This window comes from Lentzea nigeriaca (assembly GCF_016907955.1).
GTDB classification, from domain to species: domain Bacteria; phylum Actinomycetota; class Actinomycetes; order Mycobacteriales; family Pseudonocardiaceae; genus Lentzea; species Lentzea nigeriaca.
The window spans coordinates 336930-355808 of sequence record NZ_JAFBCX010000004.1 but is presented as its reverse complement, the minus strand read 5'-3'; the positions used below and the strand labels follow the sequence as shown (position 1 = coordinate 355808).

General features: G+C 69.9%; 17 protein-coding genes. 11 read left to right on the top strand and 6 right to left on the bottom strand.

Going from position 1 to position 18879, the window contains the following annotated elements; all coding sequences use genetic code 11:
* Positions 1 to 79 precede the first annotated feature (79 nt).
* Positions 80 to 1147, top strand: a complete 1068-nt coding sequence (manB, locus tag JOD27_RS16060) for a mannose-1-phosphate guanylyltransferase (RefSeq protein WP_307830150.1) — start codon at positions 80 to 82, stop codon at positions 1145 to 1147.
* Entirely contained in the window at positions 1140 to 2018 is an 879-nt protein-coding gene (locus JOD27_RS16055; RefSeq protein WP_204763051.1) for a DNA-3-methyladenine glycosylase family protein, read from the top strand. The genes manB and JOD27_RS16055 overlap by 8 nt, the downstream gene beginning before the upstream one ends.
* Here JOD27_RS16055 and JOD27_RS16050 read toward each other — a convergent pair.
* Genes JOD27_RS16050 through JOD27_RS16035 form a run of 4 tightly spaced genes read right to left on the bottom strand, consistent with a single transcriptional unit; the run spans position 2015 to position 5596 of the window.
* The gene (locus JOD27_RS16050; RefSeq protein ID WP_204763050.1) at positions 2015 to 2542 is read right to left on the bottom strand and encodes an NUDIX hydrolase; all 528 of its coding nucleotides are present in this window, start codon (positions 2540 to 2542) and stop codon (positions 2015 to 2017) included. The genes JOD27_RS16055 and JOD27_RS16050 overlap by 4 nt on opposite strands.
* Entirely contained in the window at positions 2539 to 3861 is a 1323-nt protein-coding gene (locus JOD27_RS16045) for a coenzyme F420-0:L-glutamate ligase (RefSeq protein WP_239567165.1), read from the bottom strand. Before JOD27_RS16045 ends, JOD27_RS16050 begins: the two co-directional genes overlap by 4 nt.
* Positions 3854 to 4807 carry a 2-phospho-L-lactate transferase gene (gene cofD / locus JOD27_RS16040; RefSeq protein WP_204763048.1) on the bottom strand — a complete coding sequence of 318 codons (954 nt, stop codon included), beginning with the start codon at positions 4805 to 4807 and terminating at the stop codon, positions 3854 to 3856. Before cofD ends, JOD27_RS16045 begins: the two co-directional genes overlap by 8 nt.
* 33 nt (positions 4808 to 4840) lie before the next feature.
* Positions 4841 to 5596, bottom strand: a complete 756-nt coding sequence (locus JOD27_RS16035; protein WP_204763047.1) for a site-2 protease family protein — start codon at positions 5594 to 5596, stop codon at positions 4841 to 4843.
* Between the two features lie 245 nt (positions 5597 to 5841).
* On the opposite strand from JOD27_RS16035, the gene JOD27_RS16030 reads away from it, so the two are divergent.
* Both JOD27_RS16030 and JOD27_RS16025 read left to right on the top strand, forming a co-directional pair.
* Complete coding sequence (locus JOD27_RS16030; RefSeq protein WP_045315329.1) at positions 5842 to 6138, top strand: WhiB family transcriptional regulator; 297 nt, start codon at positions 5842 to 5844, stop codon at positions 6136 to 6138.
* A gap of 39 nt (positions 6139 to 6177) precedes the next feature.
* Positions 6178 to 9339 (top strand): glycosyltransferase family 2 protein, encoded by a 3162-nt coding sequence (locus JOD27_RS16025; protein ID WP_204763046.1) that lies wholly within the window; start codon positions 6178 to 6180, stop codon positions 9337 to 9339.
* Positions 9340 to 9347: 8 nt separating this feature from the next.
* Here the strand turns inward: JOD27_RS16025 and JOD27_RS16020 are convergent, their stop codons facing one another.
* The gene (locus JOD27_RS16020; protein WP_204763045.1) at positions 9348 to 9791 is read right to left on the bottom strand and encodes a metallopeptidase family protein; all 444 of its coding nucleotides are present in this window, start codon (positions 9789 to 9791) and stop codon (positions 9348 to 9350) included.
* A 93-nt stretch (positions 9792 to 9884) separates the two neighbouring features.
* Between JOD27_RS16020 and JOD27_RS16015 the strand changes: the two genes are divergently transcribed.
* The 6 genes from JOD27_RS16015 to JOD27_RS15990 all read left to right on the top strand — a co-directional run bounded on the left by JOD27_RS16015 (position 9885) and on the right by JOD27_RS15990 (position 15163).
* Complete coding sequence (locus JOD27_RS16015; protein ID WP_204763044.1) at positions 9885 to 10244, top strand: DUF3499 domain-containing protein; 360 nt, start codon at positions 9885 to 9887, stop codon at positions 10242 to 10244.
* An 82-nt stretch (positions 10245 to 10326) separates the two neighbouring features.
* Positions 10327 to 11679 carry a phosphomannomutase/phosphoglucomutase gene (locus tag JOD27_RS16010; protein WP_204763043.1) on the top strand — a complete coding sequence of 451 codons (1353 nt, stop codon included), beginning with the start codon at positions 10327 to 10329 and terminating at the stop codon, positions 11677 to 11679.
* A 10-nt stretch (positions 11680 to 11689) separates the two neighbouring features.
* Complete coding sequence (locus JOD27_RS16005; protein WP_204763042.1) at positions 11690 to 11890, top strand: Trm112 family protein; 201 nt, start codon at positions 11690 to 11692, stop codon at positions 11888 to 11890.
* A 4-nt stretch (positions 11891 to 11894) separates the two neighbouring features.
* Positions 11895 to 12959: an SIS domain-containing protein gene (locus JOD27_RS16000; protein WP_204763041.1), complete on the top strand. Its 1065-nt coding sequence runs from the start codon at positions 11895 to 11897 to the stop codon at positions 12957 to 12959.
* Between the two features lie 21 nt (positions 12960 to 12980).
* The gene (gene manA, locus JOD27_RS15995; RefSeq protein ID WP_204763040.1) at positions 12981 to 14195 is read left to right on the top strand and encodes a mannose-6-phosphate isomerase, class I; all 1215 of its coding nucleotides are present in this window, start codon (positions 12981 to 12983) and stop codon (positions 14193 to 14195) included.
* A 44-nt stretch (positions 14196 to 14239) separates the two neighbouring features.
* On the top strand, positions 14240 to 15163 hold the full coding sequence (locus JOD27_RS15990) for a cation diffusion facilitator family transporter (RefSeq protein WP_204763039.1): 924 nt from the start codon (positions 14240 to 14242) through the stop codon (positions 15161 to 15163).
* A gap of 439 nt (positions 15164 to 15602) precedes the next feature.
* Here JOD27_RS15990 and JOD27_RS15985 read toward each other — a convergent pair whose 3' ends face one another.
* Complete coding sequence (locus JOD27_RS15985; RefSeq protein ID WP_204763038.1) at positions 15603 to 16814, bottom strand: HNH endonuclease signature motif containing protein; 1212 nt, start codon at positions 16812 to 16814, stop codon at positions 15603 to 15605.
* Between the two features lie 500 nt (positions 16815 to 17314).
* Here JOD27_RS15985 and JOD27_RS15980 point away from each other — a divergent pair, with 500 nt between their 5' ends.
* A complete protein-coding gene (locus JOD27_RS15980; RefSeq protein ID WP_204763037.1) occupies positions 17315 to 18850 on the top strand; it encodes an amino acid permease in 1536 nt (511 codons plus the stop codon).
* Positions 18851 to 18879 lie beyond the last annotated feature (29 nt).

Here is an 18879-nt window from a genome sequence, read left to right as displayed (position 1 = left end):
GACCAGATCCCGTATGACGATCTGCTTCGTGTCAGAGTATTCCGTCGAACGGCTCGCTGTAACGCGGAGGAGGAAAAAGGTGCACGGCGTCGAAGCTGTGGTGCTGGTCGGGGGCAAGGGCACCCGTCTTCGCCCGCTGACCCTGTCCGCTCCCAAGCCCATGCTGCCGACCGCGGGGGTGCCGTTTCTCACGCACCTGCTGTCGCGGATCAAGGAGGCCGGGATCACCCACGTGGTGCTCGGCACGTCCTACAAGGCCGAGGTGTTCGAGGAGTACTTCGGTGACGGTTCCAGGCTGGGGCTGGAGCTCGAGTACGTCGTCGAGGAGGTGCCGCTCGACACGGCGGGCGCGATCCGCAACGTCGCGGACAAGCTGCGCGAACCCGACGTGATGGTCTTCAACGGCGACATCCTGTCGGGAGTCGACCTGACGGGAATCGTCGAAACGCACCGCAAGCACGAGGCGGACGTCACGCTGCACCTGGTGAAGGTCGCGGACCCGCGCGCGTTCGGCTGCGTGCCGACCGACGACGAGGGTCGGGTGCAGGCGTTCCTGGAGAAGACCGAAAACCCGCCGACCGACCAGATCAACGCGGGTTGCTACGTCTTCCGCCGCGAGGTGATCGACGCCATCCCGGCGGGCCGCCCGGTGTCGGTGGAACGCGAGACGTTCCCCGGTCTGCTGGAGGCCGGCCGTCGCCTGCAGGGCCACGTCGACGCCACGTACTGGCTCGACCTGGGCAAGCCGGAGGCGTTCACGCAGGGCTCCGCCGACCTGGTGCGCGGCATCGCGCCGTCGGCCGCGGTGGCCCAGCCCGGCGACTTCCTGGTGCTGGAGGGCTCCTCCGTGCACGAGGGCGCGACGTTGCGCGGTGGCTCCACGGTCGGCGCCGGGTGCACGGTCGCGGACGGCGCGGTGCTCGACGGCGCGATCCTGTTCGACGGCGCTGTCGTCGGCGAGAATGCCGTGGTGGAACGCTCGATCGTCGGCGCGGGCGCGCTGGTGCAGGCCGGTGCGGTGCTGCGCGACGCCGTGGTGGGCGACTCGGCCGTGATCGGGGCGCGGTGCGAGCTGATCGGCGGGGCGCGGGTCTGGCCGGGCGTGGTGCTGCCAGAGGCCGGCGTGCGCTTCTCCACGGATGCCTAGTCGTTCCTGGACACCACCGTTCCCCCTCGATCTGGGCGCGGTGCTCGGACCGCTGCGCCGCGGACCCGGTGACCCGTCGTTCTCCACGGACGGCGGCATCTGGTTCGCGGCGAACACGCCGTGCGGCCCGGGAACCCTGCACGTTCGCCGTACGGACACGATCGAGGCGGAAGCCTGGGGCGACGGCGGCCTGTGGCTGCTCGACGGCCTGCCCGCCCTGCTCGGCGCGGACGACCCGCTGGACGAGTTCGTCGCGCACCACCCGATCGTCGCCGAGGCCCGCCGCCGACGTCCCGGCCTGCGCCTGGGCGCGACGGGCCGCGTCTGGGACCTGCTGTTCGCCTCGATCCTGGAACAGAAGGTCACCGGCAAGGAGGCGTTCCGGACGTGGCGTGAGCTGGGCCGTCGCTTCGGCGAGCCCGCGCCGGGCCCGCTCGCGCTGAAGGTTCCGCCGACACCACACCGCCTGCTGGGTCTGCAGGACTGGGAGTGGCACCAGTGCGGCCTCGACGGCGCCCGCCGCCGCACGTTGATCAACGCCGCGCAGGTGGCGCACCGGCTGGAGAAAGCCGCCGAGATGCGCAGCCGGGAGTTGCTGGAGAAGGTTCCCGGCATCGGCGTGTGGACATCGGCAGAGGTCGCGCAACGGTCGTGGGGCGACCCGGACGCTGTCAGCGTCGGCGACTACCACGTCGCGAAGAACGTCGGCTGGGCGTTGACCGGCAAACCCGTGGACGACGACGGGATGATGGAACTGCTGGAGCCGTACAAACCGCAGCGCCACCGGGCAGTGCGCTACCTGGAGGCCGCGGGCATGCAACGGCCGCGGCGAGCCCCGAGGTTCTCGCCGCGCGACTACCGCAAGTTCTAGCGGAGACGGGCCAGCGCCGACTCGATCAACGGGTGCAGGTCGTCCACGTTGGCGGGCAACGAGTCCAGCGGCCACCACTGCAGGTCGACCGACTCGGCGGACCGCACCGGCCGCGCGCCGACCGGCGCCCGCACCAGGAACCGCACGTCGAAGTGCCGCGTCGGCTTGCCGAGCGAGCACGTGATCGGGTGCACGTCGAGGTGGATCGGCGTCGGCTCGATCCGCAGGCCGCGCATGCCGGACTCCTCGGTGGCCTCGCGCAGCGCCGCCGCGGCCAAGGAGTCGTCGCCCGGCTCGCAGTGGCCGCCGAGCTGCAGCCACCGGCCCACCCGCGGGTGCAGCGTCAGCAGCGCGTGCTCCGCGGTGGCGTCCAGCACGAGCGCGGACGCGGTGAGGTGTCCCGGTTCGCACGACCGCAGGCAGGCGTCCTCTCTGGCAGCCAGGAAGCCCAGGTAGGCCTCCTTCAACGCGTCCTGGCCGGTGAACCGGCTCAGCGTGGCGACCGCGTCGGCGTGCAGAGTCACAGCTCGATCAGCCCTTCCAGCGGCTCACGGGGCGTCAGCGGTTCCGTCGGGTGCCCGACGGCCACCGCGCCCAGCGGTTCCCAGTCGTCCGGCACGCCCAGCACGGAGCGCACCACATCGGCGCAGAAGATCGTCGACGACACCCAGCACGAGCCGAGGCCCTCGGCGGCCAGCGCCACCAGCAGGCCCTGCACCGCGGCACCGCCGGCGACCGTGAACATCGTCTTCTCGGCCTCGGACCGGCGCTCGTCCGGGTACGCATGAGCCCCATCGCGCACGAGGAACGGCACGATGATCTCCGGCGCCTCCACGAGCAGGTCGCCGCGCTTCAGCCGGCGCGCGATCTGGTCGGGAGTGAACCCGTCGCCGCGCAGGTCACTCGACCACTGCTCGCGCATCGCCCGCAGCAGCTCGTCGCGCTTCTCCCGCACCAGCACGAACCGCAACGGCTTCGTGTGGTGCGGCGCGGGCGCGGTCAACGCCGCTCCGACAGCACGCTTGACCACGGCGAGATCCACCGGCTCGGACGAGTAGAACCGCACGGATCGGCGCATCAGCACGGCCTGGGCCCGGCCCTGGGCCAGCGCCTCCTCGGTGCCGAGCCGGAACAGGTCCTCCTCGGCCGGCCGGGTCAGGTCGCGGGCGGTCGAGCCGTCGTCCACCACGTCGAACCCGCGCAGCACCGCGACCGGCACCGCGCCGAGCTTGCCCTTCACGAGATCAGCGGCAGCCGCGATCTCGTCGGCGATCGCGACCATCGTCACGGCCAGCTCGTTGCCGTGCTGGTCCACCGATCCCGCGTAGTCGTGCAGCACGCGGATGCCCGCAGCGCCGATCGCGGCGTCGGTCTGGCCCACCCGCCACGCGCGGCCCATCGTGTCGGTGATCACCACCGCGACCTCGACACCGAGCAGGCTCTTCAACGCACCGCGCAGCGCCGCAGCTGACCCGTCCGGGTCGACGGGCAGCAGCGCGATCTCGTCGCCGGCCACGTTCGAGGCGTCGACGCCGGACGCGGCCTGTACGACGCCGAGCTTGTTCTCGGTGATCAGCGTCCGCATCTTGCGGGCGAGCACCCGCACCGACTCCGCGTCGACGTGCTCGCGCCGGATCCTGTCCCGCTCCTCGGGGTCGGCCGGCACGCGGACGAGCCGTCCCTCCACTTTGGACACGATCTTGGACGTGACGACGAGCACGTCGCCGTCGCGCAGCCACGGCGCGGCCGCGGCGATCGCGCCGGCGAGATCGTCGCCGGGGCGAAATTCCGGCAGGCCCGGCACCGGCAGCAGTTCGAGCGCCGCGGCGGCGTGATCAGTCAACGTCGACTCCGGCCAGCTCCAGCGCGTCCCTGGCCATCTGCGCCGTGGCGTCCACATCGGACATCAGCAGCGGGACGGCGCGAACCGCGACACCGGGCACGTCGGCGCGGTCGCCGGTGTGCACCAGCCACGCGTCGAGAATGCCGTCTTCAGAGCACTTGCGGGAGCCGTAGAGCCGCCCGACCGCCTCGGCGGAGGTCTCGACACCGATCGCGTCCAAACAAGCGTCGGCCATGCCCCGCAACGGCTTCCCGCCGATGATCGGCGACAGGCCCACGACACCGGCCTCGGTCTTGCGCAGCGCGTCCCGCACACCGGGCACGTTCAAGATCGTGCCGACGCTCACGACGGGGTTGGACGGGGCCAGGATCACCGCGTCGGCCTCGCCGATCGCCTCGAGCACACCGGGCCCGGCGGTGGCGGCCTCCGCGCCCACGAACGCGAACGACCGCGCGGGCACACCGGCCCGGTGCTTCACCCACCACTCCTGGAAGTGGATCGCCTTCGGCTCGCCGTCCAGCTCGACCACGACGTGGGTCTCCACGCGGTCGTCGGACATCGGCAGCAGCCGCACGCCCGGCTTCCACCGGTCGCACAGCGCCTCGGTCACGGCCGACAGCGGATACCCGGCGCGCAGCATCCTGGTGCGAACGAGGTGCGTCGCCATGTCCCGGTCGCCGAGCCCGAACCACGTCGGCTCGGCACCGTAGGCGGCCAGCTCCTCCTTGACGGTCCACGACTCGTTCTCGCGGCCCCAGCCGCGTTCGGTGTCGATCCCGCCGCCCAGCGTGTACATGCAGGTGTCGAGGTCGGGGCAGATGCGCAGCCCGTGCATCCACACGTCATCGCCGGTGTTGACCACCGCGGTGACGTCAGCCCCGAGTTGCTTGAGGCCCTGCAGGAACCTCGCGCCGCCGACCCCGCCGACCAGTGCTACGACCTTCACGCCGCGCCATGCTTCCACAGTGCGATGCGCGGCCTACAGGTAGCGCCAGAACATGAACGCGACCACACCGGAGCCCGCCGAGCTCGAGTTGCCGCCGATCAGCTCGAAGACCGTCGTCGCCAGCGCGAAGAAGAGCCGGTTCACCTCGGCGAAGGCGATCAGCACGGCGAACAGGATCAGCGGCGCCCACGGCCGGGCCTTCGCGCCGAACTGCTGCGCCTGGTACGACATGAACGGCTCCAAAACACCCCAGCCGTCCAAACCGGGAATCGGCAGGATGTTGAGCACGAACGCGATCACCTGCAACAGAGCCAGGTACGAAATTGCGCCGGCGAGCGCGGCCGGCGGCGAAAACACCGTGACGATTCCGGCGAGGATCACCCCGAGCACGAGGTTCGTGATCGGTCCCGCGAGTGAGACCAACGACTCGATCTTCTTCGAGCGCAGCGCGTGGTGGTTGATCCACACAGCGCCACCCGGAAGTGGAATGCCGCCGAACGCGAGCAGCACCAGCGGCAGCACGATGCTCAGCACCGGATCGGTGTAGCGGCGGATGTCGAGGGTCAGATATCCCTTGTCCCGCACGGAGAAGTCGCCGCCCTTGTAGGCGACGGCGGCGTGCCCGAACTCGTGCAGGCACAGCGTCACCGCCCAGCCGGCGAGTACGAACAGGATGGTGCCCGCGATGATGGCGACATCGCCTTCGAGGAGGGTGAGGGCCCCTCCGGCGACGGTCGCCGCGAGCAGGCCGAGGAACAGTGGACTGGGTCGCACCGCTGATCGCTTCACCCCTCCAGTGTGGCGTGTCGGCTGGCGTGGTGGGCCGATCGGGGACCAGTTGCGACGCGTGGATCACTGTCCGTGCTGCCAGTCAAGGTTTTGGCGGCCATTCGCGCGAATATCCCCCGACGTGTGGACTCCACTTGACCCCCTGCTGTGACGCAGGTGTAATCACATCGGTGTCATTCGTCGTTGTGGGAGCGGCGTCTGGCGTCCGCCAACCGGGGAGAGCGGAAGGCGAGGAGGCGGACGAAATGCAGGAATTCGAAGAAGATCACGTCGCGCAGCCGGTGGTTCAGGGCGAACTCTCGTACCTGTTCGACCCCGCCGACGAGCAAGACTGGCAGGAGCGTGCGCTCTGCGCACAGACGGATCCCGAGGCGTTCTTCCCCGAAAAGGGTGGTTCGACGAGGGAGGCGAAGCGCATCTGCCTGGGCTGCGAGGTCCGGTCGGAGTGCCTCGAGTACGCGCTCCAGCACGACGAGCGCTTCGGCATCTGGGGCGGTCTCTCGGAGAGGGAACGCCGCAAGCTGAAGAAGCGAGCCGTCTAGCAGGGCAGAAGTGTGATCTTTGTGCCTTAACTTGAGGATGTGACAAGTCCTCACCCGAGGCTCCGGACCGCGCCGGTGCTGTGCGTCCTGGTCTGCCACGACGGCGACCAGTGGCTCAGCACGGCGCTGTCCGCGTTGCGGCGTCAGCGAATTCGCCCGAGGAACGTGATCGCGGTCGACACCGGATCAACCGACCGCACGGCGAAAGTGCTGGCGGAGGCGGAAGATCTGCTGGACGGCGTGCTGACCGTGCCGCGCGGCACGGGCTTCGGCACCGCTGTGCGCATCGCCGTCGAGCACGCCGTCGACCGGTGGGGCGACCCCGGCAAGTGGCTGTGGTTGCTGCACGACGACAGCGCGCCCGAACCCGACTGCCTGGCCGCTCTGCTGACCGCGGCCGAGGTGTCGCCGTCGGCTGCCGTCCTGGGTCCGCTGTGCCTCGATTGGGTGGATTCTCGTCTCGTGGTCGAGGCGGGTTTGTCGACCGATTCGTCGGGACATCGGCAGACGGGCCTCTCGTCGGCCGAGCATTCCGCGTCGTTCCAGCAGAGCACCGAGGTGCTCGCGGTCTCGTCGGCGGGATCGTTGATCCGCCGCGAGGTCTGGCACGCACTCGGCGGCTACGACGAGGCGATGCCGCTGCTGCGCGACGACCTCGACTTCGGCTGGCGCGTGAACCGTGCCGGTCATTTGGTGCTGTGCGTTCCCGTTGCCCGAATGCGTCACGCCCGTGCCGCAACCAATGGCGCACGTCGTTTGGACGCGGCCATGGCACGGCCAGGGCCGTCGTTCCGCGGCGTCGACCGCGCGCACGGCATGCGTACCTTTCTGGTCAACACCTCGGGTTTCTCGTTCCTCATAGGACTTCCGCGCCTGCTGTTCCTGTCTTTGCTGAGGGCGTCGGGTTTCCTGTTCCTCCGACGCTTCGCCGACGCCCACGCCGAAGTGGGTGCCGCCCGCTACCTCCTGACCAGAGGCCGGCTCTTCGAGGGGCGTCGGGCCCGCCGGGGTTCCGCGGTGGTGCGCGGCCTGTTCACCTCGCGGCTGACGAGGTTCCGCAACGCCGTGCGCGCGGGTGCCACGTTCCTGATCCGCCGCCGGGTCGAGGCCGACGCCGCGCTGGGCAGGCTGCCCGCGTCCGACGCCGGTTCGGCCTGGCTCGAACCGTCCGAAGTGGACTCTCGTCCGGTGGGGCCGTCGGCGCTGCCCGCCGGTGCCTCCCGCGGCCGTCCGCGGGTCGCCGGTCTGCGCCGGCCCGCGGTCGTCGTGCCGGTCGACGCGGCGCTGCCCGGTGCTCTGCGCCCGTCGCCACGACCTCGTCCGTCGCCGGGGCCGCGTGGTCCGGAGATGGTCTTCGTCGAGGTCGACCAGTCGCGCGTGCTGCGCTCGTTGTTGCTGGCGCCGCCGGTGTTGCTGGTGCTGGGGCTGTCCGCGGTCGCGGTCGTGGCCAACTGGTCCCGCCTCGGGCTTTCGCTGGCCGGTGGACGGCTGCTGCCCGTCGGGTCTCTGGGCTCGGTCTGGTCGACGTACCTCGCGTCGTGGCATCCGGTGTCCGGTGGCACCGCGGCTCCGGCTCCCGCTGCGCTGGCCGTCCTGGGGCTGATTCCCGGTGGGCCTTCGTTCGCCGTCGCGATGTTGTTGCTCGGCGACATCCCGCTCGCCGCGTTGTCGGCCTACATCGCGTCACGGGGTATGCGCGTGCGGCGGTCCGTGCGCGCGGTCGTGGCGGCCTTCTACGGGTTGCTGCCGGTGGCCACGACCGCTGTGGCCGAGGGACGGCTGGACGTTGTCGTCGTCCACGTCGTGACGCCCGTGGTGTTCGCCGGGGTCTACGCGGTCTTGCGCGCGTCGTCCACACACGCCTGGTTGCCGATGGCCTCTGGCACGGCGCTCGGCGTTGCGGTTCTCGGGGCGTTCTCGCCGTTGACCCACGTCGTGACGATCGTCGGAGCATTGGGCGGGTTCATCGCGGTGTCCGGTGGGGCACGGCGGATCGCCGCGTTGTTCGCCATCGTGTTGTTACCGATGGCGCTGTTGTTGCCGTGGCCCGCAGTGCTGTTGCAGCACCCCGAGATGGTCCTGAACGGGCTCGGGGCGGCCTTCGAGTCGTCTCCGCCGAACCTGATCGTGTGCTCGGTCTTCGTGGCGGCCGGGTTCGCTGCCGGGGTGTTGCGGCCCAACGCCGCCATGCTGCCCGGCCTGTTCGTGATCGTCCTGGCGATCGGTGCCCTGGCGGCCGTGGCCGCTGTGCGGGCCTGGCCAGGAACGCCGTTGGTGATCCTCGCCTGGGGTCTCGTCTGGGTGGTGCTGGCCGGGTGCCGGCGCGGGGTGGCGCCGGGAATCGCCGGGCAGGCCAGGGTGCGGCGGGCCGTGTACGTCGTGGGCGTGGTGACGTTGGTCAGCCTCGGGGTGGCGGGGCTGCTCGATCTCCGGTCCGGGCCGTTGAAGGCGGACGGCGGGGCTCAGCTGTCGTCGTCGTTGACAGCCGAGCTGGAGCGGACCGGGCGGTCGGTGTTGATCCTCGGGACGCCGGTTCGGCAGGTCGCCGGGCGGATGCCCGCGTTCGGGGACGACGACCTGGTGCCCACGGTGTCGTCTCCCGCGCGGTTGCGCCGGTGGAACACGTCGTTGCTGGACGGCGCCGCTGCCGTCGTGAAGGTCACGCTGGCCCAGGCGGCCTCCTCCGGCGTCTCGTTCCTCGTGCTGCCGTCGGAGGAGGCGGCGGCACGGGTGCGCAGCGCTGCCGGGGAACTGGTGTCCGTCGCGCCCGGCACCACTGACGGGCGGCCGGTGCTGAGGGTGCGGCTGGCCGCGGACACCGGGGTGCTGCTCGGGCCCGATCTCGCCCGGCGGGCTCGCACCGGTGGCGAACCGCCCGCCGAACCGGCCGCGGCCGGGGTGGCGCCGGTCAACGTCACGCTGCCCGACGTCGCCGTGAGGGTCTCCGCCGGTGGGGAAGGCCGGGTGCTCGTGCTGGCCGCCGAGGACGAGCCCGGCTGGCGGATCACCGTGGACGGGCAGCAGGTGCCGGTCGTGCGGGCGTGGGGGCACCTCGTCGGGGTGCCGCTGCCGTCGTCGGCCGCCGAGGTCAGGGTCGAGATGTCGACGACACTGCGGGACTTCCTGCTGCTGGCTCAGGCCGCGGCGGCGCTGTTCACGTTCCTGACCGCGATCCCCACCCGGCGGCGCACCGCGGTGTGAGAGGGGTCTCAGCCCTCGTCGATCACGTCCGGGTCCAGGCCCAGGTAGTTCGCCACCTGCTCGACCAGGACGTCGTGCACCAGGTCGGCGAGGTCCGCGCCGTCCTTCGCGCGTGCCTCCAGCGGACGCCGGTAGAGCACGATCCTGGCGCGGGCATCAGAGCCGGCGGGCAGCAGTCGGGCCAGGGGAACGTTGCCGTCCTCGACGACCCCGTCCTCGCCTTCGACCTGCACGTCCGGCACGTCGTCCACGGCCACGTCGAGCTGGGTGAGCTCGGTCCGCCAGCGCGCCTCGATCGGCTCGAGGGCCTCGATGACCAGCGCGTCGAAGCGCTCGGCCCGCGACCGCGCGGCGGGCAGCGTGGCCGGGTAGAGCGGACCGCGCAGCCCTCGGCCGTGCCGGTCGCGGTTGCGCCGGCGAGGCGAGTTCTGTCGACGTGAACCCCGTGCCATCACCACAACCCAGCAGCCTAGTTGCTGCCGCGGGCGAGCAAACACAGCGTGCCTCACACACAGGTTCGCGCGGACGCGCTATCGTCCCCGATCGTGCGGAGCGTGAGACGGTGCTCGCGAACCGGGTGTGCTAACCCGGCTGTCGCCACGCTCACCTACGCCTATGCGGACTCCACCGCAGTCGTCGGACCGCTCGCCACGTACTCCGAACCGCACAGCTACGACCTGTGCGAGGAGCACGCCCTGCGGCTCACGGCGCCGCGTGGCTGGGAGGTCGTGAGGCATCAGGGTGAGTTCGCGGCGCCCGAGCCGACTGTGGACGACCTGACCGCGCTGGCCGAGGCCGTGCGCGAGGCAGGGCGAGCTGACGTGGTGCCGAAGGTGCCCGACGTGCCCCTGGGCACCCACAGGCGCGGCCACCTGCGGGTATTGCCCGATCCGCACGAGGACTGAGCGACCACACGCATCGCTGATCTGCTCGCCGGTAGGCTCCCGTGGCAGTGGCCGTCAAGAGCGAGTTTCGGGAGTGTGCGGCGTGCGTGACCTGTCCGGCATCGTCAAGGCGTACGACATCCGCGGGGTGGTCGGCGAACAGCTGGACGCCGGCGTGGTCCGCGACTTCGGCGCAGCCTTCGCGCGCTTGGTCGGTGGACCAGCCATCGTGATCGGTCACGACATGCGTGACTCGTCACCCGAGCTCTCGCGGGTGTTCGCGGAGGGCGCGCAGGCGCAGGGCGTCAACGTGATCAGCATCGGGCTCGCCAGCACCGACATGCTCTACTTCGCGTCCGGCAAGCTCGACCTGCCCGGTGCGATGTTCACCGCGAGCCACAACCCGGCGCAGTACAACGGCATCAAGCTGTGCCGCGCGGGTGCCTCGCCGGTGGGCCAGGACTCCGGTCTCGCGCAGATCCGCCAGGACGCCGAGAACCAGGTGCCGGACGCCGAGGGCGTCACGCCGGGCACGTTCGAAGAGCGCAACATGCTCGTGGACTACGCGGCGTACCTCAACGAGCTCGTCGACCTGAAGAGCATCCGCCCGCTGAAGATCGTCGTGGACGCCGGCAACGGCATGGGCGGCTACACGGTGCCGCAGGTCTTCGAGGGCCTGCCCATCGAGATCGTCCCCATGTACTTCGAGCTCGACGGCAGCTTCCCCAACCACGAGGCGAACCCCCTCGACCCCAAGAACATCGTCGACCTCCAGGCCCGCACCAAGGCCGAGGGCGCCGACGCCGGTGTCGCGTTCGACGGTGACGCGGACCGCTGCTTCGTCGTCGACGAGAACGGCGACCCGGTGAGCCCGTCCGCGATCACCGCGCTGGTGGCCGTGCGCGAGCTCGCGAAGGACCCCGGCGGCACGATCATCCACAACCTGATCACCTCGCACGCGGTGCCGGAGATCGTCGCCGAGCACGGCGGCCGGCCGGTCCGCACGCGCGTCGGCCACTCGTTCATCAAGGAGGAGATGGCGAAGACCGGCGCCATCTTCGGTGGCGAGCACTCGGCGCACTACTACTTCCGCGACTTCTGGCGTGCGGACACCGGCATGCTGGCCGCGCTGCACGTGCTGGCCGCGCTGGGCGAGCAGGAAGGTCCGCTGTCGAAGCTCACGGAGGTCTACAACCGCTACTCCGCCTCCGGTGAGATCAACTCCACGGTCGCCGACCAGGCCGGGCGGATCGCCGCGATCAAGGACGCATTCGGGTCCCGCGACGGCGTCACGCTCGACGAGCTGGATGGTCTCACCGTGCAGCTGCCGGACGGGTCGTGGTTCAACCTCCGCGCCTCGAACACCGAGCCGCTGCTGCGCCTGAACGTCGAAGCCGCCACCGACGAGGCCGTCGCCGCCCTGCGCGACGAGGTCCTCGCGATCGTGCGGGCCTGAGGAGAGAACAGTGGCCGTCAAGCTCGAAGAGCAGTTGCTGGAGATCCTCGCCTGCCCGTGCCCTGAGCACGCGCCGTTGCAGGTCGGGACGCCGGACGACCCGGAGGCGGACTTCCTCACGTGCACCGCGTGCGGGCGTTCGTTCCCGGTGCGCGACGGCATCCCGGTGCTCCTGCTGGACGAGGCGGTCGAGCCGCCCTCGGCTGGGTGATCCGGTGCTCGACGACACGCTGCTCGACGACCCGAGCCGCCTCGCCGACGCCGACACCGGCGGCTGGCTGCGCGCTGCCGCACGGGCAGGGGCACAGGTCCGTTCCACCGCGGAGGCCGCGGCCGAGGCGGGCGTGGACCGGATCTTCTCCGAACGCCCGCGCGCGGTCGTGCTGGTCACCCGGCCCGGCCACGCGGTGGCGGTCGCGGGAGTCGTCATGGCGTTGCTCGGCCCCGGCTGCTCGGTGCCCGTGGTGGTGTCCGACGAGGTGCCGCCGTGGGTCGGCGCGCTCGACGTGGTGCTCGCCCACACCGAGGACCCCGGTGACCGGGTGCTCGCCGAGTCGATCGACCGCGCCTGCAGGCGCGGCGCGCGGACGCTGCTGACTGCCCCGGACTCCGGTCCGGTCGCCGCGGCCGCGGCCGGTCAGGCCGTGCTGCTCGCGCCCCGCGTCGAGGTGCCGCCCGGCTTCAGCTTCCACCGCGCGCTCGCAGCGTGGATCGTGGTGCTGAACGCGCTGGGCCTGCTCAAGGTCGACGTGGACCTCGTCGCGGACGAGCTCGACCGCGAGGCCGAGCGCGACCACCCGATGCACGAGTCGTTCGTGAACCCGGCGAAGTCGCTGGCGCTGCGCGTCGCCGAGCGCACGCCGCTGCTGTGGGGCCTCGACGAGGTCGCCACGTCGGTGGGCGTGCAGGGTGCCGGCGCGCTGGCCGCGTTCGCCGGGGTCGCCTGCGACGTCGCCGGTTACCCGCAGGCGCTGACCCGCCCGGTGCTGCACCGCCGCGCGGTCCAGGGGACCTCCGGTGCCGACCTGTTCGCCGATCCGGACGACGAGACCGTTGGCGGACTCGTCCGGGTGCTGTTGCTGGCAGTGCGCCAGGGCCCGGTGGCGGATGCTGTGCGGCATGCGGCCGAGGAGGCCCTGCCGGGAGCCGACGTGCTGGAACCGGCCGTCGAGGTGGCGGGAGGCGACGCGGTCAGTGCCGCGCTGCTCGCGCTCCGCTTCGAGCTGGCCGCGCTTTACCTCGGGCTTGCCGCCGGCACTCTCGGCGGCAACCCGTACTGAGTCTGGGAGCTGAGAAGAGAAGTGGACCTGCTGCACAACACGGTCAGGCCGTACGCGTGGGGCTCGCGCACGGCCATCGCCGAGCTGCTCGGGAAGGAGGTGCCCGCACCCCATCCCGAGGCCGAGCTGTGGATGGGCGCCCACCCCGGCGACCCGTCCCGCGTGCTCGGCGCGGACGGCGTGGAGCGCTCGCTGCTCGACCTGCTGAACGCCGACCCGGACGGCCAGCTCGGCACCCGTGTCGCCGAGCGGTGGGGCAGCCGGCTCCCGTTTCTGCTCAAGATCCTCGCCGCCGACGAGGCGCTGAGCCTGCAGGCACATCCGTCCGCCACGCAGGCGGCAGAGGGCTTCGCCGCTGAGGAAGCGGCGGGCATCCCGCGCGACGCCTCGGTACGCAACTACAAGGACCCGGCGGCCAAGCCGGAGCTGATCTGCGCCCTGACGGAGTTCCACGCCCTGGCGGGCTTCCGCGCCCCGGAGCGCACCATCGCGTTGCTGCGCGCCCTGGACGCCCCCGCGCTGGCGCCCTACACCGAAATGCTGGTCGCACAGCCGGACTCGTCAGGCCTGCGCGCGCTGTTCACGATGCTGATCACCCTGCCGCAGACGTCGCTCTCGTCGCTGCTGCCGCAGGTGCTCGACGCGTGCGTGCTGCACGTGAAGGAGCACGGCGAGTTCGACCTGGAATGCCGCACGATCCTGGAGCTGGGCGAGTCCTACCCCGGCGACGCGGGCGTGCTGGCTGCCCTGCTGCTGAACCGCATCGTGCTGCAGCCGGGCGAGGCGATCTTCCTGTCCGCCGGCAACCTCCACGCGTACCTGCGCGGCACCGGAGTCGAGATCCTGGCGAACTCCGACAACATCCTGCGCTGCGGCCTCACCCCCAAGCACGTCGACGTGCCCGAGTTGCTGCGCGTGCTCGACTTCACGTGCGGCGACATGGAAGTGCTGACCGGCGAAGAGGTCTCGCCCGGCGTCCGCGTCTACCGCACGCCCGCGCCGGAGTTCGAGCTCTCGCGTCTGGACGTGTCCGGCGAGACCAGGATCAACCACGACGGTCCGCAGATCCTGATCTGCACCGAGGGCGCGGCCGTGCTGACCAACGCCCGCGGCGACTCGATGCGACTGGCACGCGGCCAGTCGGTGTGGCTGCCCGCATCGGACCCGGCTGTGATCGTCCGCCCGGATGGTGTTGAATCCGCCCAACTTTTCCGCGCCACCGCGGGAACGGACTAAGGTTCACCACCGGACAAACCGGACCGGTCAGCGAGGAGACAGGCGTGTCAGCAGGGGGCGGGACCAAGGCCATCGTCGCGGCATTGGTGGCGAATGCCGGTATCGCGGCGGCGAAGTTCGTCGGATTCTTGATCACCGGCTCGTCGTCGATGCTGGCCGAGGCGGTGCACTCGGTCGCCGACACGTCGAACCAGGGCCTCCTGCTGCTCGGCCAGAAAACGGCCCAGCGCAAAGCCACGAGGCTCCACCCGTTCGGCTACGGCCGCGACCGCTACTTCTGGTCCTTCGTAGTCGCCCTGCTGCTCTTCAGCCTCGGCTCGGTCTTCGCCCTGTACGAGGGCATCCACAAACTGCAACACCCAGAGGGCCTCTCGAACCCGATCGTCGCCGTGGGCATCCTCGTAGTCGCGATCGGCCTGGAGACCTACAGCTTCGTCACCGCGATCAGCGAGTCCAAGAAGATCAAGGGCGACGTCTCGTGGTGGGGCTTCATCCGCCAGTCCCGCGTCCCCGAACTCCCCGTAGTGCTCCTGGAGGACGCGGGCGCCCTGCTCGGCCTCGTCCTGGCGCTGCTGGGCGTCGGCCTGACCACTCTGACCGGCGACCCGGTCTTCGACGCACTCGGCACCGTCGCCATCGGCCTCCTGCTGGGCGTCATCGCGATCATCCTGATCATCGAGATGAAGTCGCTGCTGATCGGCGAGGGCGCCTCGGACGCCGACCTCGACCTGATCTGCGACGAACTGGCCGCCGGCAAGGTGCAACGGGTCATCCACATCAAGACCCAGTACCTCGGACCGGAGGAACTGCTGGTCGCGGCGAAGATCGCACTGGAGCCGCAGCTGCCGTTGGACGAGGTGGCGCAGGCGATCAACGATGCCGAGATGCGGGTGCGGAACAAGGTGCCGCATGCTCGACTGATCTACTTGGAGCCGGATTTGGATCGGACCACCGTTACCAGCGGGTGAGTTCTTCGGCCGTCTCGGGGTTTCCTGGGGCGGCCTTTTGACGAGCCTGGTTTTTTCATCGCCGCTTCGCGACGATTGCGATTGGCGCTTGACTTCGGGGCCCTTGCGAGGCGCTGGTCGGCCTCAAAAAGCCGGGCATAAAGAGCCCGGCTGATCCGAACACGGTAGCACCTCGCACCCAAAGTCAAGCGCCAATCGCCTGCGTGCGTGGTTGAGTTTGTGCGGTCGGGTTCCGGAAATTACCGCTTCCCATCGCGGCATTAGGTGTACGGGCTCGCTTCGCATTGCCATAGTGGGATCGGTTCTTGTCTTCGTCTTTGCCGATGCCGCTGCTGGCCGTCCCGCGTTTTGGGCATGGTTGTGCCACGGCCGTGGTGGTGCTGCACGGCCGTGGCGGTGGAGGTGGTGGTGGGGGTCCGCTCGTGTCCCTCGGTCGGGGTTAGGCGGCGGTGTGGAGCTGGTTGCGTCTGGGTCTGCGTTCGGGGTCGAGCCAGGCGGGCGGGTAGAAGACCGGGACGCCGTGTTCGATCGTGACGTCCCAGCCGCTGCGGTGGACCAGGGTGTGGTGGTGGCGGCACAGCAGCACGCCGTTGTCGAGGGAGGTGTCGCCGCCGTCGGCCCAGTGCTGGATGTGGTGGGCATCGCAGTGCTTCGGCGGACGCCCACAACCCGGGAAGGCGCAGCCGTGGTCGCGGGCGACCAGGGCGCGGCGGATGCCGGAGGTGAACAGCCGCGACCGGCGGCCCACGTTGAGCGGCTGGGACCGGCTGCCCAGCACGATCGGGAGGATCCCCGCGCTACAGGCGAGCTGGCGGACCTGGTCGGCGGGGACGTGCACGCCGTTGTCCAGCGTCGCCGCCCCAGCCTGCTCGGCCAGGTCGTCATAGTCCACGGTCACCGTCAACGCGACCGCCTCGCCGCCATGCTCGGGCAGCACGTCCGCCCGCAACACCAGATCGAGCAGCTCCGCCAGGGCGTCGCCCTGCCGCTCGTCCAGCGACCGCGGGTCCGGGCCCTCGGCGGTGGCAGGGCGGGGCTTGGCCAGCGGGCCCAGCGCCGCCATCAACGTCGCACCGGTCACCGGATCCATCGTCCCCGAGTACCTCACCACCCCGTCCCTGGTCTGACGCAACGCCAGCCGGTTACGGGAGCAGGCGGGCTCGGGCTGGGGATCTGTCGGTTCGGGATCGTTCTGGAACAACCCGTAGATCAGCTTCTTGCCCAGGGCACGGACCAGGGTGGGCTCGAACTGGCGGGCGTAGTCGACCAGCTGCGCCTCACGGTCGGCGGGCAGCGTCTGCATCGCCTCCGCGACCACCGCGACGTGCTCGATCGACAGGGCGCCCTCGGCGGCGGCCGTGGCGGTGATCGGGAGCCTTGCGGTGATCTCGCTGCCGGTCGGGGTGATCTCACCGCTCAGCTTCGCCGCCTGCTCGACCCACCGTGTCGCGGTGTTCTTGTCCCAGCGGACCGCGTCCCGCAGCACGAGCGCAAGGTTTTTGTAGCCGAGCTCGGCGGCGGCGCCGCGCCGGTTCAACTCGGCGATTTTCTGCATCACCACATAATCACGCGCCCGGGATTCCGTCACCTCGTCGACGATGCCGCGCAGCAGCTCGCCGGTGGAGAGAAGAGGAAGGCTGGGGTCGCTCACGTGTTCTAATTTACCGCAAGATCACGTGAATATCAGGACCGAAAATGAACACCATCGAGTGAATCGCTAGACCCGCGGCACCGATTCAGAACCGGGAAGCGGTAATTTCCGGAATCCGACCGCACAAACTCAACCACGTACGCTCGCGATTGGCGCTTGACTTTGGGTGCGAGGTGCTACCGTGTTCGGATCGGCCGGGCGCTTTACATGCCCGGCTTTTAAAGGCCGACCAGCGCCTCGCAAGGGCCCCGAAGTCAAGCGCCAATCGCAATCGTCGCGAAGCGGCGATGAAAAAACCAAAGCTCGGTAAAAGCCCACGCAACCACCTACGCAACGCGACCGAACCGGCACCCCAACGGCCAAACCGGACCATCACGGTCGAGCGTTGTCAGGTTTCGGGACAGTGAAACTCCGTACAACGCCCGAACACGGTAGTAGGAGTTCCACATGCTGGATACCTCTAGGGTGAGTCGAACAGGTCCATCAAGGAGGTATGCACCGTGCCGGGGAACGGGTTGTGGCGCACCAAGTCGATCGAGCAGTCGATCGCTGACACGGACGAGCCGGACACCAAGCTCCGCAAGGATTTGACCGCTTGGGACCTCACGGTCTTCGGTGTCGCGGTCGTCATCGGTGCCGGCATCTTCACGCTCACGGCCAGCACTGCGGGCAACCTCGCGGGGCCGTCGGTGTCGCTGAGTTTCGTGCTCGCGGCGGTCGCCTGTGCGTTGGCGGCGTTGTGTTATGCCGAGTTCGCCTCGACGGTGCCGGTGGCCGGTAGTGCGTACACGTTCTCCTATGCGACGTTCGGTGAGTTCGCGGCGTGGATCATCGGGTGGGACCTGGTGCTCGAGTTCGCGGTCGGGTCGGCTGCCGTGGCCAAGGGGTGGTCTGCCTACCTGCAGACGACGCTCGGCCTGCTGGGCATCAACGTCAAGACCGAGGTCGGTGACGGCTTCAAGTTCGACTGGGGTGCGGTGCTGCTCGTCGCGGTGCTCACCGTCCTCCTCGTGGTCGGCACGAAGCTGAGCTCGCGGGTCAGCGCGGTCATCACGGCGATCAAGGTGGCTGTGGTGCTGCTCGTGATCGTGCTCGGCATCGGGTACATCAAGGCCGAGAACTACAGTCCGTTCATCCCGCCGGCCGCCGAAGGTGGTTCCGCTGGGCACACGGGGATCGAGCAGTCGTTGTTCTCGCTGATCACCGGGTACTCGGGCAGCACTTACGGTGTGCTCGGCATGCTGGCCGCGGCGAGCATCGTGTTCTTCGCGTTCATCGGGTTCGACGTCGTGGCGACCACGGCGGAGGAGACGAAGAACCCGCAGAAGGCCGTGCCGCGGGGCATTCTCGGCTCGCTCGCGATCGTCACCGTGTTGTACGTAGCCGTCACGCTCGTGATCACCGGCATGGTGCCCTACACGAAGCTCGCCACCCAGCCGGACGGCACGCGCGCGACGCTTGCCAGTGCGTTCCGGGACAACGGTGTCGACTGGGCGGCCACGGTGATCTCCGTTGGCGCGCTCGCCGGTCTGACCACTGTCGTGATGGTGCTGATGCTCGGTCAGAGCCGCGTGTTGTTCGCGATGTCCCGAGACGGACTGCTGCCGCGGGGGCTCGCGAAGACCGGTAGCCACGGCACGCCGACGCGCATCACGATCATCATCGGTGTTCTGGTCGCGATCGCCGCGGGTTTCTTCCCGGCCGGCAAGCTCGAAGAGATGGTGAACGTCGGCACGCTGTTCGCGTTCATCCTCGTCTCGGCGGGCGTGTGGGTGCTGCGCAGGACGCGACCCGACCTGTCGCGCGGGTTCCGGGTGCCGCTCGTGCCGTTGGTGCCGATCCTCTCGATCCTCGCGTGCCTGTGGCTGATGTTGAACCTGACCGCGCTCACGTGGGTCCGGTTCCTCGTGTGGATGGTGCTCGGTGTCGTCGTCTACTTCGTCTACAGCCGCCGCAACGCGGTGCTCGGCAAGACCGGTCACGCCGCGGTGCACAACGAGCCGGTCATCAGGCACGGCGAGGAGCCAGGGCTCTAGACATCGGATCTCTTTTCCTCCAAGCTCGT